This is a genomic window from Corallococcus sp. EGB (assembly GCF_019968905.1).
Lineage (GTDB): Bacteria > Myxococcota > Myxococcia > Myxococcales > Myxococcaceae > Corallococcus.
In genome coordinates, this window is record NZ_CP079946.1 from 333,304 (window position 1) to 348,672 (window position 15,369).

Sequence of the window (15,369 nt, forward strand, 5' to 3'; positions counted from 1 at the left end):
CCTTGAAACACCACGGGCCCCGGACGCGCTTCGCATCCGGGGCCCGCTTCATGTCCAGGCGGTGACTTGCGTTACGCCCGGCGGCGGCGCAGCTTCAGCGCCAGGCCGCACAGCATCAGCAGGCTGGTGGCGCCCAGCGGGCCCGGCACCGTGCTCTGGCAGTTGCAGCCGTCGGACTCGTCCGGCTTCTGCGGGTCGTCCGGGTCCACCACCGCGTCGTCGGTGACGAACACCGCGGTGGTGCGCGCTGGCACCGTGAAGCCGCCCGTGGCCGCGTCGTACGCGGACGTGCGCACCACGGGGTCCGTGGATGCCTGCTGCGCCGGGTGCAGCTTGAGCTTCAGGGACTTGTACCCGTCCGCCTTGAACGTCTGGGCGTCATCCGTGCCGTTGAAGAGCACGATGGCGCGCTTGCCCTCGGCGTTGGTGCCGTGGTCCTGCATGGCCATCACGATGAGGCCCGGAATCTGGTCCGGGCCGGTGTTCTCGAAGCGCACCAGCTGCTTCACCTCGTCACCGGTGCGCAGGCGGAACAGCCGCGAGCTCTTGCGGATGGTGAGCATCTCCTCGAAGTGGTCGCGCGCCCGGAGGATGTCCGCGCTCGCCGGCTTCAGCGCGGCGTCCGCCAGCAGCGGCCCGAAGAGCGGCCAGTTGCCCGAGTTGTCCTGGGCCGGGGGCAGGCCCACGCCCCAGTTGTTGGACTGGTAGGTCCAGTCCACCTGGTTGAACCAGTCCCCGGAGTTGAAGCTGTTGCGGTCCAGCGACTTGGAGCGCAGCAGCTCGTCGCCCGCGTGGAAGAACGGGATGCCCTGGCCCAGCGCCACCAGCGAGATGCCCAGGTTGTGCATGCGCACGCGCTCCGCCATGGGCAGGTCGCGCCGCGCCTTCAACTGCACCGCGTCGAAGAGCGTCTCGTTGTCGTGCGCGGAGACGTAGGTGATGACCTCCTGCGGGTCCAGCGTGTAGCCGGCCTTGGCCCCGTTGTAGTCCACCCCCTCCCCCGTGACGGTCGCGCCGGTGCGGTCCACCAGCGAGTAGTCCTTCAGGTTGCCGGTGAGGCCCACGCGGATCCAATCGCTGTAGCGCAGGAGCTTGTCCTTCTGCTCGGCCTCCGTGCCCTGGCTCGTGCCGTTGGGGTCGGACAACAGGCCCGTGATGAAGCCCTGCTCCTGCAGGCCGCTGAAGGGGCCACCGCCGCGAGCGGCGTCGCGCAGGCGGTCGTTGAACGTGCCGATGCCCGTGCCCGCCATGTTGGCCTGCGTGGCGTTGATGCCGCGCGCGTTGTTCTGCACCTCGCCGAAGTCCCATCCCTCGCCGTAGACGTAGATGGCCTTGCCGTCCACGCCGTCCTTCTCCACGGTGAGCGCGTCCAGCGTGGCGCGCAGCTTCACCATGTTGGACTTCAGGTGGTGGCCCATCAGGTCGAAGCGGAAGCCGTCCACCTTGTAGGCCTTGGCCCATGTCACCACGGAGTCGATGAGCAGCTTCTCCATCATCGCGTTCTCGGACGCGGTGTTCTGGCAGCAGGTGCTCGTCTCCACGTTCCCGTCGTCGCTGAGGCGGTGGTAGTAGCCGGGGACGATGCGGTCCAGCACGCTCTTGGCGTCCTGCCCGGAGGAGTGGGTGTGGTTGTAGACCACGTCCATCACCACGCGCAGGCCGTGCTGGTTGAGCGACTGCACCATCTCCCGGAACTCCACCGTGCGCGTCGTGCCCTGCGCGTTGGTGGAGTAGCTGCCCTCGGGCACCGTGTAGTGGTACGGGTCATAGCCCCAGTTGAAGCCGTCCAGGTCCGCCACGGCGCCCACCGCCGCCTGCTGCTTGTCGGAGTCCGGCGGCAGCGACACCAGGTCGCCCTGCGGGTGCTGCTGCTGAGCGCGGTCCTCGTTGATGGTCGCGATGTCGAACACCGGCAGCAGGTGCACGTGCGTCAGGCCCGCCTTCGCCAGCCGGGTCAGGTGCTTCATGCCGTCCGAGTCCCGGGTGAAGGCCTTGAACGTGCCGCGCTCGGCCTCCGGCACCGTCTTGTCGTTGATGCTGAAGTCGCGCACGTGCAGCTCGTAGAGGACGATGTCCTCCGGCGCCTCCAGCGCGGGCTTCGCCAGCGTGCTCCAGCCCTGCGGCGCGAGCGCCGGGTCCGCCAGGTCCACGAGCTGGCTCAGCTCGCTGTTGATGGAGAGGGCCACCGAGTACGGGTCGGTGACGCGGCTGGTGACGACCTTGCCCTCCTTGCGGGCGTAGACCTCCACCTCGTAGAGGAAGTAGCGGCTCTTCCATGACGCGTCGCCCGTGACGCTCCAGACGCCCTGGGCGCCGGCCGTCATGGGCACGCGCGTGGTGGTGGACGTGGGGCTGCCGTCCGCGAACAGGAGCAGGTTCACGCTCCGGGCGGTGGGGGCCCACAGGCGCAGCGTGGGGATGCCGTTCTCGAAGGTCGCGCCCAGCGGCCCGGTGTACGTGTCCAGGTCATCCAGCACGCCCGCGAACTGCACGCTGGTGGCGTCCAGCATCACGCCGTCCGCGTTCGTCGCGGACACGGCCAGCTGGCCCTTGAGCCACGTGGCCGCGTTGGCCACGTCCGCCTGCGCGAGCTTCAGCACCGGCCGGCCCACCAGGTTCGGGAAGCGCAGCGCCTGCGCGGCGGTGAGGCCCGCGGCGTCCGCCGTCAGCGTCACCGCCGTGCCGCCCTGCACCCCGGTGCTGCCCAGGGTCATGCCGCCCGTGGGCGCCGTGTGCAGCTTGAACACCGTGCCCGCGGGCACCGCGACCTCCGGGCTCCACACCAGCGTGTCGCGCGCGATCCAGTGCGCCCGCGCCAGCAGCAGGTTGCCCGCCGGAGCGTCCGCGGCGCGGATGGTCACCTTCTTGGACGCGCCGGAGTCGAAGGTGAAGATCATCTCCTGGCCATCCCTCTCCACCGCGAAGGCCGCGTTGCTGCCGGGGTAGGCGGTGGTCCACTGTTCATCGAGCGCGACCTTGCACTCGTAGCTGCCCGCGGGCAGCGCCTTCGTGGTGAAGGTGTAGATGCCGTCGCCGTCCGGGTCCTGCATCAGGGTGCGCAGGCAGTCCGGCGCCCAGTCGCCCGGACAGCCCAGCTTGCTCTGGAGCGTGCCCGCCACCGTGGCGATGGTGCCGGAGCGGTTGCTCGTCACGTACAGCGTGTTCGCGTCGAAGTAGAACTTCACCGCGCCCGCCGCCGCCTGGTTCAGCACCACGTCCGCGCCGCCGGGGCCGCCGTGCGTCTGTGACAGCGAACCGTCCAGCGCGACCTTGAAGTGCCAGGTGCCCGCCGGCACGTTGAACGAGCCCTGCCACTTGTCATCCGCCGCGTCGTACGTCAGCGCCGTCTGCGCGCAGGTGGGGTCGTTGTTGCTGGCACAGCCGGCGCCCTGCTGCAGGTCGCCAATGACAGTCACCGACGCGGGCGCCGCCAGCGACGACAGCGGAACGAGCGCGGCCATCAGCCCGCTGATCGCGAGCGCTCGCGTCATGCGGGAAACTGCGAAAGGAACTCTCAGGGGAAACCTCCAGGGGGATGGAAATCTCCGGCACCGTACCAGCCGCTCCTGTCACGAGCGCCCGCGGGTCGTTTCCAAGCTTTGGGTGACCTCCTGGATGACCCGGGTGGGGACATGACCATCCGCCCCATGAAGTCGGATGCGAAGGGCCATCAAACCAGGACGCGGAGCGGCAGAAACCAGGCGCTCCGTTGAGCCCGCCCGCGCCATGCGTCACACGGGTGTACAGAGGAAGACATTGGGGACATGGCGCGTTGCGCCATCAGCCGATTGTTCCGACGACCCTTCACCGCTTCCAAGACTGTTGGATACAGTGCCGCGCCCAGATGTCCTCCAGCCGCCCCCGCCGACAACCGAACGCTGTTGCCCACCGCGGTCGGTGGCGTCCGATGCTCCAGGGCCTTGTCGCCCTGTGTCTGGCGGGGTGCGCCACGGCCCCTCCGACCCCCACGAAGCCCGCGACGGAGTCCGCCGCGACACAGCCCGCCACGCCGGCGGCACCGGCCCCCGCTCCCGAACCCGTGAAGGAGGCCGCGCCCGCGCAGCCTGCTCCGGAGAAGAAGGAGCCCGCGCGGCCCTGGGCGGACGAGGTGCTGTACTTCGTGGTGGTGGATCGCTTCGCGGACGGCGACCCCACCAACAACGAGAAGGGCGACCTGACGGCCGCGGGCACCTTCCACGGCGGCGACCTGAAGGGGCTCACCGCGCACCTGGACGAGCTGTCTTCGCTGGGCGTGACGGCGCTGTGGGTGACGCCGCTGTTGAAGCAGATCCCGGGCTTCGTCACCGGCTCTGGCTTTCCGGACTGGGGCTACCACGGCTACTGGGCGGACGACTTCCACGCGTTGGATCCGCGCTTCGGCACGGAGGCGGACTTCAAGGCGCTGGTGGACGCGGCGCACGCGCGCGGCATCCGCGTGCTCCTGGACGTCGTCTACAACCACCCGGGCTACGACTCGCGCTACCTGAAGGACCACCCGGACTGGCTGCGCTCCGAGGGCCAGGGCACCTGCGGCTCGGATGATGTGACCACGTGCGTGGCGGGCCTGCCGGACTTCAAGACCGAGCGTCCGGAGGTGGCGAAGTACCTGATGGACGCGCAGATTGACTGGGCGAAGCGCTCCGGCGTGGACGGCTTCCGGCTGGACACCGTGAAGCACGTGGCCCACGACTTCTGGCAGGAGCACCGCCGCCGCACGCGCGCCGAAATCTCCCCGGACTTCTTCCTGCTGGGGGAGGTGTGGGGCGGCGATGTGCAGGTGCTGGCGCCGTACTTCACCCCGGACGAGATGGACGCGGGGTTCGACTTCGCCTTCCAGGGCAACGTGCTGGGCTTCATCCAGGGCCGCGGCCGCGCGGTGGCGTTCGACCACTACCTCCAGTCGCGTGGGAAGGTGACGCCGGGCCACCACCTGGCGCACTTCCTGTCGTCGCACGACGTGGACGGGGCGCTGCACCAGCTGCAGGGCAACGTGCCTCTCTTCCGCCTGGCCGCCACGCTGCAGCTCACCACCAGCGGCATCCCGGTCATCTACTACGGCGAAGAGGTGGGCCGCGCCGGCGGTGACTGGCCCGCGAACCGCGGCGACATGCCGTGGGGCAGGCAGGCGGTGAGGCCCGGCGCGGGAAAGAAACGCGACGAGGCGCTGCGCGAGTATTACAAGCGCCTCATCGCCATCCGCCGCGCGCACCCGGCCCTGTCGCGGGGCACGCACGCCGCGCTCAACACGGAGGGCGACGTCTACGTCTTCCAGCGGCGCGACGAAGCATCCGGCGACACGGTGGTGGTGGCGGTGAACCGCGGCAAGACGAAGGGCACGGCGTCGGTGCCGTGGCCGGAGGGCTGGACGGGCGTCGCGGAGGTGGAGGACCTGCTGAACGGAGGGCGGACGAAGGCTGGCGCCACGCTGGACCTGGCGCTCCCGCCGCTGTCCGCGCGCATCCTCGGGCGCGTGCCGTGAGGCACCCGCGGCATGCGCAGAACCAGACCCGGACGTGCTGTTGTCACCGGCGCGAGCGGGGCTCTTGCTGGAGGGCCTGATGGCCGGCGTGTCGTTCAAGGACGTGGCGAAGCGGTACGGGGACGTGTCGGTCATCGAGGGGCTCAACCTCGATATCCGCGACCATGAGTTCATGGTGCTCGTGGGGCCGTCCGGTTGCGGCAAGTCCACGGCGCTCCGGATGATCGCCGGCCTGGAGGAGATCTCCGGGGGCACCATCTCCATCGGTGAGCGCGCGGTGAACGCGCTGCCCCCGAAGGACCGGGACGTCTCCATGGTGTTCCAGAACTACGCGCTCTATCCGCACATGTCCGTGCGGCAGAACCTGGAGTTCGGCCTCAAGATCCGCAAGACGCCCAAGCCGGAGATGGACAAGCTGGTGGACGAGGCGGCGGAGATCCTCGGCATCTCGCACCTCCTGGACCGCAAGCCCAAGGCGCTGTCCGGCGGCCAGCGCCAGCGCGTGGCCCTGGGCCGCGCCATCGTGCGCAAGCCGGCGGTGTTCCTCTTCGACGAGCCGCTCTCCAACCTGGACGCGAAGCTGCGCGTGCAGATGCGCTCGGAGATCAAGAAGCTGCAGCAGCGGCTCCAGGTCACGTCCGTCTACGTCACGCACGACCAGATCGAAGCGATGACCATGGGCCACCGCATCGCGGTGATGAAGGACGGCAAGCTCCAGCAGCTGGGCACCCCGCTGGAGGTCTACGAGAAGCCGGTCAACGTGTTCGTGGCGCAGTTCATCGGCACGCCGCCCATCAACATGCTCACCGCCACGCTGGACGCGGACGGCGCGTCACTCACCGGCGACGGCTTCAGGCTGCCGGTGCCGCAGAAGCTGCGCGCCGCGACGGCGGGCAAGGGCGGCCGCAAGGTGAAGGTGGGCCTGCGCCCGGACAACATCCTGCCCGCGGGCAGCTCCGCGCGCGGCGAGTCCGCGGCCGCGGAGGCGCGCGTGGAGCTGGTGGAGCCCCTGGGCAACGAGCTCATCGTGCACGCCCGCCTGGGGGACAACCCGCTGGTCTTCCGCCTGCCGCCGCAGGCGACCCCGGAGCCCGGTGCCGCCATTGCCGTGACGGTGGAGCTGGAGTCCCTGCACCTCTTCGACGCTGAATCCGAGCTGCGGCTTTCCGTTTGATACCCCGGAGGATTTCCTCAATGACGCACCTGCGAACGTTGCTCGCGGCCCTCTGTCTGTGCGCAGTCGGCCTGTTGCCCGTCCCGTCCTTCGCCGCCACGGAGCTGGTGCTCTGGCACGCCTACCGCGCGGAGGAGAAGGCCGCGCTGGAGAAGGTGGTCGCCGAGTACAACAAGGCCAATGAAGGCAAGGTGAAGGTCACCACGCTGGCGGTGCCCTACGACGCCTACGCGGACAAGATCAGCGCCACCGTGCCGCGCGGCAAGGGCCCGGACCTCTTCATCTTCGCGCAGGACCGCCTGGGCGGCTGGATTGAAGCGGGCAACACGGTGGAGCCCATTGACTTCTTCCTGGATGACGCGACGAAGAAGCGCTTCATCCCCACGACGATGGAGGCGATGACCTACCGCGGGACGGCTTACGGCCTGCCGCTGAACTACAAGGTCATCACGCTCATCTACAACAAGAAGCTGGTCCCCACGCCGCCCAAGACATCCGGCGAGATGGTGACGATGGCCAAGAAGCTCACTGACGCGAAGGCGGGCCGCTTCGGCCTCGCGTACGCGTACAACGACTTCTACTACCACGCGGCGGTGATGAACGGCTTCGGCGGCGGCGTGTTCGACGCGAAGAGCGCCCCCACGCTGAACTCGCCCGCCAACGTGAAGTCGGTGGAGCAGGTCCTCAAGTGGAAGAACAAGGACGGCATCCTCCCCGCGGAGCCCTCCAGCGCGCTGATCACCTCGCTCTTCAACGAGGGCAAGGCCGCGATGGTGTTCTCCGGCCCGTGGTTCCTGGGCGAGGTCTCCAAGGACGTGGACTACGGCCTGGCCCGGCTGCCCACGCTGGATGAGAACAAGGGCACGCCGATGAAGCCCTGGATGACGGTGGAGGGCGTGTACGTGGCCGCCCCGTCGAAGAACAAGGAAGCGGCGTACGACTTCGCGAAGTTCCTCACCGACGCGGGCCCCGGCAGGACGCTGGCCCTGGAGGGCCGCCAGAGCCCGGCCAACCAGGAGGTCTACAAGGACGCGAAGGTGGCCGCGGATCCGCTGCTCAAGGCGATGAAGGACCAGGTGGACGTGGCGGTGCCCATGCCCAACCTGCCGGAGATGTCCATGGTCTGGACCCCGGCCACCAGCGCGATGAACACCGTGTTCAAGAACACCGCCACCCCCAAGGCGGCGCTGGACGCGGCCCAGAAGAGCGTGGCGAAGGACGTCGCCGGTCTGCGCAAGAAGTAAGCGAGGAGCTGAAGTGAGCCAGAACGCCTCCCAGCAGCCCCCTTCCGCGGCCGGCGCCCCCACGCCGGCCCGCGTCTCTCCGAACGATTCAGCGCCGGGCCCTGCGACTTCGGGACCCGCTGGCCGTGCGGGCGGCTACCGGGGGCGCGTGCTGGTGGGGCTCGCGCTGGCGCTGGGCGTGTCCCTGGTCCTGGCGCACGGCCTGCTCGCGCGCGCCAACCAGGAGCGCGCGGCCGAGCGCGAGCAGCGCACGTCCACCGTGTCCCTGCTGGGGCTGGCGGACCTGGTGCAGCGCGCGGGCGGCTCCAGCGACGGCGTGAAGGCCGTGGTGGCGGGCTGGCCGGGCGTGCCGGGGAGCTCCGTGCGCGTCATCGCCTTCAGCGGCATCAAGCTGGAGGCGTCCACCTTCCCGGATGACACCGGGGACAAGGCGGCGCCGCGCCGGCTGTCGCGCGAGGAGAAGCCGCTGTACGACCGGGGCCAGCGCCTGCGCGCCGCGGTGGAGACGAACCGCGAGGAGGGCGGCGCGCGCAAGCCGGAGGTGGAGTCCGAGCTGCTCGACAACGGCGCGAGCCGCCTGCTCTCCGCGCCCGTGGAGGTGGACGGGCAGGTGGTGGGCTCCGTGGAGGCCCTCACTCCGGTGGTGGTGAAGGGAGAGGCGCCGTCGTGGACGCCGGTGCTGCTGGCCTTCCTGCTGCCCCTGGCGGCGTGCGCGGCGGCGGTGTTCGCGCTGTCGCGCCAGGGCGTGCGCGTGGCGGTGGCGGCGGCGCTGTTCCTGGCGGGCCTGGGGGGCTACACCGTCTATTCGCTGCGCGCGCTGGACGCGGAGCTGCGCGCGACGGAGGACGCGGTCAGCGCGGAGCTGCGCACGCGCGGCGAGAAGGCCCAGGCGCTCATCGCCGCCAACAACCTCAACGCGGAGCCCGCGCTGAAGCCGGGCGCATGGGACGCGGACTCGATGCGCCGCCCGCTGGGCCGGCTGACGGAGTCCGGCGCGCCGGATGAGGGCAAGCTCGCGGCGCAGGGCGCCCAGGTGCGCGGCAACGCGACGAAGGCGCTGGGCACGCTGGGCGTGCTGGGGCTCGCGGTGCTGCTGTTCATCGGCCTGGGCGCGCTGCACCGCGCGGCGGCCACGGCGGTGGAGTACCGGCAGGCCTACGCCTACATCCTGCCCGCCATGGTGGGCATGGTGGTGCTGGTGTTCTTCCCCTTCGCCTACGGCATCACGCTGTCGTTCACGGACGCCAACCTCTACAACAGCAGCCAGCCGCTGTCGGAGCTGTGGGTGGGCTTCCGCAACTACGTGGACATCCTGGGCGACTTCAGCTTCGCGAAGACGGCGGCGGACGGCTCGCTGGTCTTCAACTACCTGAACTTCTACTACACGCTGCTCTTCACCATCGTGTGGACGGTCACGAACGTGACCATCGGCGTGACGGTGGGCCTGCTGCTCGCGCTGGCCCTCAACGTGCCGAACCTGAAGATGCGGCCGGTGTACCGCGTGCTGCTCATCCTGCCGTGGGCCATGCCCAACTACATCACCGCGCTCATCTGGAAGGGCATGTTCCACCAGCAGTTCGGCGTGGTGAACCACGTCATCCGGATGTTCGGCGGCGAGGGGCTCGCCTGGTTCGACTCCCCCCTCACGTCGTTCTTCACGGCGCTGGCCACCAACGGCTGGCTGTCCTTCCCGTTCATGATGGTGGTGTCGCTGGGCGCGCTGCAGTCCATCCCCGCGGAGCTGTATGAAGCGGCGCGCGTGGACGGCGCCAGCCGGTGGCAGCAGTTCACCGCCATCACGCTGCCCGCGCTGAAGCCCGCGCTGGTGCCGGCGGTCATCCTGTCGGTGGTGTGGACCTTCAACATGTTCAACATCATCTTCCTGGTGACGGGCGGCGACCCGGGTGGCTCCACCGAGATCCTGGTCACCCAGGCCTACAAGTTCGCCTTCGAGCGCTACCGCCACGGCTACGCGGCGGCGTACTCCACCGTCATCTTCGGCATCCTGCTGCTCTACAGCATGGTGCAGAACCGCATGAGCCGCGCCACGGAGGCCGCGTAGACCATGGCGCTCTTCTCTGAACGTCGCGAGGGCATCTCCCACGTGCCGCTGCACGCGGTGCTGGTGGCCTTCACCCTCTTCACCCTCTACCCCATCCTCTGGGTGGTGAGCCTGGCCTTCTCCGGCAAGCAGAGCCTGGCCATCGCCACGCTGCCGGAGAACCCCACCTTCTGGGACCGGCTGCGCGCGGTGACGCCGTGGCCGGAGACCTTCTCCGCCTCCAACTTCGTGTCGGTGATGTCCGACCAGCCGTTCGCGAAGTGGATGCTCAACAGCGCCATCGTGGCCATTGGCACCACGGTGCTGGGCGTCTTCATGGCGTGCACGGCGGCGTACGCGTTCAGCCGCTTCAAGTTCCCCGGCCAGCGCGCGGGCATGATGGCGTTCCTCGTGTCCCAGATGTTCCCGGGCACGCTGATGCTGATTCCGCTCTACATCATCCTGGTGCAGTGGCTGGGCCTGGGCAGCAGCCGGCTGGGCCTCATCATCGTGTACGCCACCACGTCCATCCCGTTCAGCGTGTGGATGCTCAAGGGCTACTTCGACACGATTCCCAAGGACCTGGAGGAGGCGGCGCTGATGGACGGCGCGTCCGTGGGCCGCATCTTCTGGAGCATCATCCTGCCCCTGGCCAAGCCCGCGGTGGCGGTGACGGCGCTGTTCAGCTTCATGACGGCGTGGAACGAGTTCATCCTCGCGGCGACGTTCATGGACCAGGAAGCCATGTACACGGCGCCGGTGGGCCTGCGCTTCTTCGTGGGCGGCTTCAGCCAGCAGTGGGGCTACTTCGCGGCCGGCTCCATCATCGTGTCCGTGCCCGTCGTGTTCCTCTTCCTCTTTTTGCAGAAGTACCTCGTCTCCGGTCTCACCGCCGGCGGCGTGAAGGGTTAGTCCCGCAGTCCTTTCGTCTGTCGTTGCAAGGAGCAAGCACCCCATGATCACCCCCCGCATTGCAGTCCTCACGCTGGCCGCCTCCCTGACCGCGGCACCGGCCCTGGCCGAGAAGGTGTCCTTCAAGGACCCCACCGGCGACGACAAGGGCCCGGGCAAGTACACCTACCCGACGGACCCCGTGTACAAGCCGGGCTCGTTCGACCTGACCGGCTTCAAGCTGGACCAGGGCGGCAACAAGACGGACATCGAAATCACGGTGAAGGCGTCGCTGGAGAACCCCTGGAAGATGGCGGACGGGTTCTCCGTGCAGGAGGTCTTCATCTTCATCGACACGGACCACAAGGTGGGCAGCGGCTTCACCGACAGCCCCCCGGGCCTGAACGTCGCCTTCGCGCCGGAAGACGCGTGGGACAAGGTCATCATCATCTCGCCGCAGGGCTCGTCGCGCGTGCGCGCGGAGGCCAACAACAAGGCCGGCGCGATGAAGAACGCCGTCGTGGTGCCCACCAAGGTGCGCGCCTCCGGCAACAAGATCACCGCCACCGTCATGAATGCGGACCTGGGCGCCGGTGACCCCTCCACGTGGGGCTACCAGGTCGTCATGCAGTCCAACGAGGGCTTCCCGGCGGAGAACGACCTGCTCACCCGCCGCGTGAACGAGTACGAGGGTCAGCACCGCTTCGGCGGCGGCACCGACACCAACTGCGATCCGCACGTGATGGACGTGCTCGCGGGCCAGGGCAAGGGTGACAGCTCTGAGGTCAAGGCTCAGTACGACATGCTCTCGTACGAGTGCGCGGCGGACGGCACCGCGTCGAAGAAGGCCACGCTGAAGATGGTCTCCGGCGAGAAGCGCCCGGCGGCGCAGGGCGGCGCGGCGGCGACCCCGGCCCCCGAGGCGGCTCCGGCCGCTCCGGCCCCGGCTCCGGCGCCCACGCCGGCCGCTCCGGCTGGAACGACGGTCGCTCCGGCGCCGACGACGGCCACGCCGACGAAGTAGTCGGTGGCGGACTGTTCAAAACAGTCTGTTTCAAGGTTTGATGCAACACGGGGAGGGCTGCCGCGGAGGACCCGCGGCGGCCCCGGGAGAGGGGATGACCCCCCTCTGAATCAAGCATTCGAGAAGGGTTTTCCGGAAATCATGAAGAATCGCAAGAACGTAGTGCGGGGAGCGTGTGCGCTCACCGTGGCGGTCGGCCTGCTTCCTGGGGCGGCCATGGCGCAGGACAGCGGCCCCAAGCTGAACATCGGCGGCACGACCTATACGAAGTACCTCTGGGGCACGCAGCGTGACCAGGGCGCGATGTACAACTTCACCACCGTGCCCGGTGAGGGCTACGGCGACAACGGCATCGGCACGGAGCTGGAGCTCCTGCTGAACGCGAAGATCTCCCCGCAGGTGGAGGTCAACGGCCGCATCCACAGCCGCTTCAACCAGAACTTCTGGACGAACTTCGGCGGCTTCGGTGGTGACCCGTCCAAGCCCTGTGTCGCGGGCGACTGCGGCGAGTTCGACCCGCGCTCCAACCAGTACATCAAGCTGCGTGGCATGTCCGTGACGCTGCGTCCGGGCTACCTCATCGACTCGGCGCTCATCGGCGCGACGGACCTGGGCCAGTTCGACCCGTTCGTCATCGGCCGCATCCGCTATATCGACCGCGACAACGCGGCGGCCATCATGCTGCAGGGCTCCAACCTGGGCCGGAAGCTCACGTGGGACGCGGCGCGCATCGCGCTGCCCCGCCTCTGGGCGGGCCCGGGCTTCAACACGGGCATCTTCCACGCGCGTGACGCGGCGTACGGCTTCCAGGCCAAGTACACCCCGTCCGAGCTCTTCGACGTGGGCGGCATCTTCCAGTACGCCAACGACCAGGAGATCAACGCGGAGGACAACAACTTCGACGACGGCCGCGACCTCACGCCGCGCTACCGCAACGGCGTGGGCGGTCTGAAGGCGGGCCTGCACATGGGCTCGTGGCTGGACGTGCGCGGCGCCGCGTACACGTCGTACTCCAACGCGAGCCCCGTGCTGTCGCCGGCGAACTTCGGCGGCATCGGTGGCTACAGCGCCGTGCTGGCCGGCCGTCACACGGACCAGACGTACATGCTGAACGCGTCCCTCAACGACCCGCTGGACGTGGGCCTGTCGCTGAACCTGCAGCTGTTCAGCATCGGCGCGGACTACGTGGCGGTGATGGCCAGCCGCCGCGAGGCGGACGTGCTCCTCACGGAAGGTCATGACGGCAGCTTCGCGTTCCCGGGCCCGTCCAACGCGGCCTACGGCATCTACAAGGGCAACCCCACCCGCATCGGCTACGGCGGTTGGACGAGCGAGGCCCAGCAGGTCGCGACCATCAACGTGGACAACGACTTCACGGACTTCGACGAGCCCATGGCGGAGACGGCCATTGGTTGGAAGGGCGTGACGGCGAACCCGGTCTACGCGAACGGCGCGCTGGAGGTGGGCGGTGAGTACTCGTTCATCACGTACAACACCAACTGGCAGGCGTACGGCAACGCGTCCAAGTCGCTGAACGACACCCAGTACCCGGGCACGGAGCTGGACTCCGGCGTGGGCCACAACTTCCGCACGGCCTACCAGCCCTTCCAGGACAAGAAGACGCACCTGGTCGCGCTGCGCGCCAAGTACGTCGTGGACGTGCTGAAGGGCATCGATGTGTTCGGCAAGTTCAAGTACATCCACGAGACGGACAAGCGCATGAACGACCCGCGCTTCCTGCCGTTCAAGGCGGGCGCGTGCCCGGGCGGCGCGGTGGCGTGCGACAACTCGCTCGTCAACGATTACAGCGACGGCAACACCACGGCCGGCCTCTACAGCAACCCGAACGTCATCACGAACAGCGCGGGTGACACGGGCTACCAGTTCAAGCCGTTCGACAACATCGCGGACGACGACCGCCTGCTGGACTACACGACGTTCACGGCTGGCGCGGGCTACCAGTTCACGGATGACCTGTACGTGTCCGCGAGCTACTCCAAGTTCTTCGCGGACCTGCTGGACGGCAACACGGCGTTCCAGGCGTACAACAACCACGAGATGGCGTCCGGCAAGCACAACAAGAACCAGGTGCTCGTCAAGGCGCGCTACATCCTGTCCGGCGTGGAGTTCGGCCTGGAGGGCCAGTACGCGTTCGGCACGTTCCGTCCGGACTTCGGCGACGGCTTCGTGGTGCAGTACGCGGACGACACCATCGCGGCCGACCACGGCGTGGCGGTGGGTTCGCGCGGCTTCACCAACCGCAACGGCGGTTGGAACAGCCTGGAGGAGCGCCACTTCGAGCAGATGCGCGTCAAGGCGTTCATGAAGGCGCAGTTCTAGTCACCGCTCGCCCTGCTTGCGGCGGGGCATGCGGTTGACGCAGTGGGAGCCCGGGGCGCCTGTGAAGGCACTCCGGGCTCCTTGCGTTTGGGGCACCGCGCGATACACCTGACGCGCTTGTTCCTCGTGCATGAGGTGCCCATCGATGTTCGTGCGTCCCCGCGTGTCCGCGCTCCTGCTCGCCTCCACCCTGGCCGCGTGTTCCGGCGGCAAGACGCGCGAGGACGCGCTGCTGTTCCGGCTGACGGATCCGGTGGGGGATGACCACGGCGACGGCGAGCTGGTGTATCCGCGCCGGACGGACATGGGGCCCGGTGACCTGGACGTGGTGGCGGTGGCGGCGTTCGCGGATGACCGGGCGACGCGGTTCGAGGTGACGTTCGCGCACCCCATCGCGAAGCCTTCGCGTGCGCAGGCGCTGGACCTGGAGGGGGCGACGGTCGCGGAGCGGGCCCGGCACGGCTTCTACACGTTCAACGTGGACCTGTACGTGGACCAGGACCGGGTGCCCGGCTCCGGGCGCACGGACACGCTGCCGGGGCGTGGGCTGAAGCTGGCGCCGGATTCCGGGTGGGAGAAGGCGGTGGTGCTGACGCCGCGCCCCTATGAGGCGCGCGAGGCGCTGCGCAAGCAGTGGCGCCAGGAGGCGCTGGATGCGTACGAGAAGAAGTCGGGGGGCATTGGCAGCAAGGTGGAAGCGGAGCTGAACGCGGCCACGGAGCAGGAGCTGGAGGCGCGGGTGTTCTTCCCCACCGTCATCCAGGTGAGCGGGCGCACGGTGATGTTCCTGGTGCCGGACCGCTTCCTGGGTGGGCGCGCGAGCGCGGACTGGGGCTACGGCGTGGCGGTGACGGGCGCGACCATCGACCGGCGCGTGGCGCTGGGCGGGATGTTCGGTGGGGACTCGTCCGCGAACCCGCGGCTGATGGCGATGGGCATCATGCCGGGGGAGCCGGTCCATGACCGCTTCGGCGGTGGGCGGAAGGGAGACCCGTCCCAGTCGCCGGTGGTGGACCTGCTGGTGGCGCCGGGGGCGACGCAGGAGGAGGTGCTGGGGCCTGCGAAGCCGGCGTGGCGCGCGGTGGTGCCTTCGGGGAAGGTTGTGGCGCCGGTGGAGGTGGCTCCTCCTGACGCGGAAGCGGGGGGCCCGTGGATGTGACGGACGCGGGGACCGTG

Annotated in this window: 9 protein-coding genes; 8 read left to right on the top strand and 1 reads right to left on the bottom strand. The window is 68.9% G+C overall.

Annotated features, from left to right (window positions below):
* Positions 1-71: 71 nt before the first annotated feature.
* Positions 72-3,491 (bottom strand): pullulanase-type alpha-1,6-glucosidase, encoded by a 3,420-nt coding sequence (pulA, locus tag KYK13_RS01465; protein ID WP_223641257.1) that lies wholly within the window; start codon positions 3,489-3,491, stop codon positions 72-74.
* 416 nt (positions 3,492-3,907) lie between these two features.
* Between pulA and KYK13_RS01470 the strand changes: the two genes are divergently transcribed.
* From KYK13_RS01470 to KYK13_RS01505, 8 genes are all read left to right on the top strand, one after another.
* The gene (locus KYK13_RS01470; RefSeq protein WP_223641260.1) at positions 3,908-5,479 is read left to right on the top strand and encodes an alpha-amylase family glycosyl hydrolase; all 1,572 of its coding nucleotides are present in this window, start codon (positions 3,908-3,910) and stop codon (positions 5,477-5,479) included.
* Between the two features lie 79 nt (positions 5,480-5,558).
* Positions 5,559-6,653: an ABC transporter ATP-binding protein gene (locus tag KYK13_RS01475; protein ID WP_223646466.1), complete on the top strand. Its 1,095-nt coding sequence runs from the start codon at positions 5,559-5,561 to the stop codon at positions 6,651-6,653.
* A gap of 20 nt (positions 6,654-6,673) precedes the next feature.
* Positions 6,674-7,897 carry an extracellular solute-binding protein gene (locus KYK13_RS01480; RefSeq protein WP_223641262.1) on the top strand — a complete coding sequence of 408 codons (1,224 nt, stop codon included), beginning with the start codon at positions 6,674-6,676 and terminating at the stop codon, positions 7,895-7,897.
* A 13-nt stretch (positions 7,898-7,910) separates the two neighbouring features.
* Positions 7,911-9,959, top strand: coding sequence for a carbohydrate ABC transporter permease (locus tag KYK13_RS01485; protein ID WP_223641263.1), 2,049 nt, complete (start codon positions 7,911-7,913; stop codon positions 9,957-9,959).
* Positions 9,960-9,962: 3 nt separating this feature from the next.
* Positions 9,963-10,850: a sugar ABC transporter permease gene (locus tag KYK13_RS01490; RefSeq protein ID WP_223641265.1), complete on the top strand. Its 888-nt coding sequence runs from the start codon at positions 9,963-9,965 to the stop codon at positions 10,848-10,850.
* A 43-nt stretch (positions 10,851-10,893) separates the two neighbouring features.
* Positions 10,894-11,853, top strand: coding sequence for a glucodextranase DOMON-like domain-containing protein (locus KYK13_RS01495; RefSeq protein ID WP_223641267.1), 960 nt, complete (start codon positions 10,894-10,896; stop codon positions 11,851-11,853).
* A 141-nt stretch (positions 11,854-11,994) separates the two neighbouring features.
* Positions 11,995-14,193 (top strand): hypothetical protein, encoded by a 2,199-nt coding sequence (locus KYK13_RS01500; protein WP_223641269.1) that lies wholly within the window; start codon positions 11,995-11,997, stop codon positions 14,191-14,193.
* A 145-nt stretch (positions 14,194-14,338) separates the two neighbouring features.
* Positions 14,339-15,352, top strand: a complete 1,014-nt coding sequence (locus KYK13_RS01505) for a glucodextranase DOMON-like domain-containing protein (protein WP_223641271.1) — start codon at positions 14,339-14,341, stop codon at positions 15,350-15,352.
* Positions 15,353-15,369 lie beyond the last annotated feature (17 nt).

What these genes read in the sequence shown, in the direction of transcription:
- pulA (WP_223641257.1), bottom strand. Translation starts at nt 3,491, where the DNA reads ATGACGCGAGCGCTCGCGATCAGCGGGCTGATGGCCGCGCTCGTTCCG.
- KYK13_RS01470 (WP_223641260.1), top strand. Translation starts at nt 3,908, where the DNA reads ATGCTCCAGGGCCTTGTCGCCCTGTGTCTGGCGGGGTGCGCCACGGCC.
- KYK13_RS01475 (WP_223646466.1), top strand. Translation starts at nt 5,559, where the DNA reads ATGGCCGGCGTGTCGTTCAAGGACGTGGCGAAGCGGTACGGGGACGTG.
- KYK13_RS01480 (WP_223641262.1), top strand. Translation starts at nt 6,674, where the DNA reads ATGACGCACCTGCGAACGTTGCTCGCGGCCCTCTGTCTGTGCGCAGTC.
- KYK13_RS01490 (WP_223641265.1), top strand. Translation starts at nt 9,963, where the DNA reads ATGGCGCTCTTCTCTGAACGTCGCGAGGGCATCTCCCACGTGCCGCTG.
- KYK13_RS01495 (WP_223641267.1), top strand. Translation starts at nt 10,894, where the DNA reads ATGATCACCCCCCGCATTGCAGTCCTCACGCTGGCCGCCTCCCTGACC.
- KYK13_RS01500 (WP_223641269.1), top strand. Translation starts at nt 11,995, where the DNA reads ATGAAGAATCGCAAGAACGTAGTGCGGGGAGCGTGTGCGCTCACCGTG.
- KYK13_RS01505 (WP_223641271.1), top strand. Translation starts at nt 14,339, where the DNA reads ATGTTCGTGCGTCCCCGCGTGTCCGCGCTCCTGCTCGCCTCCACCCTG.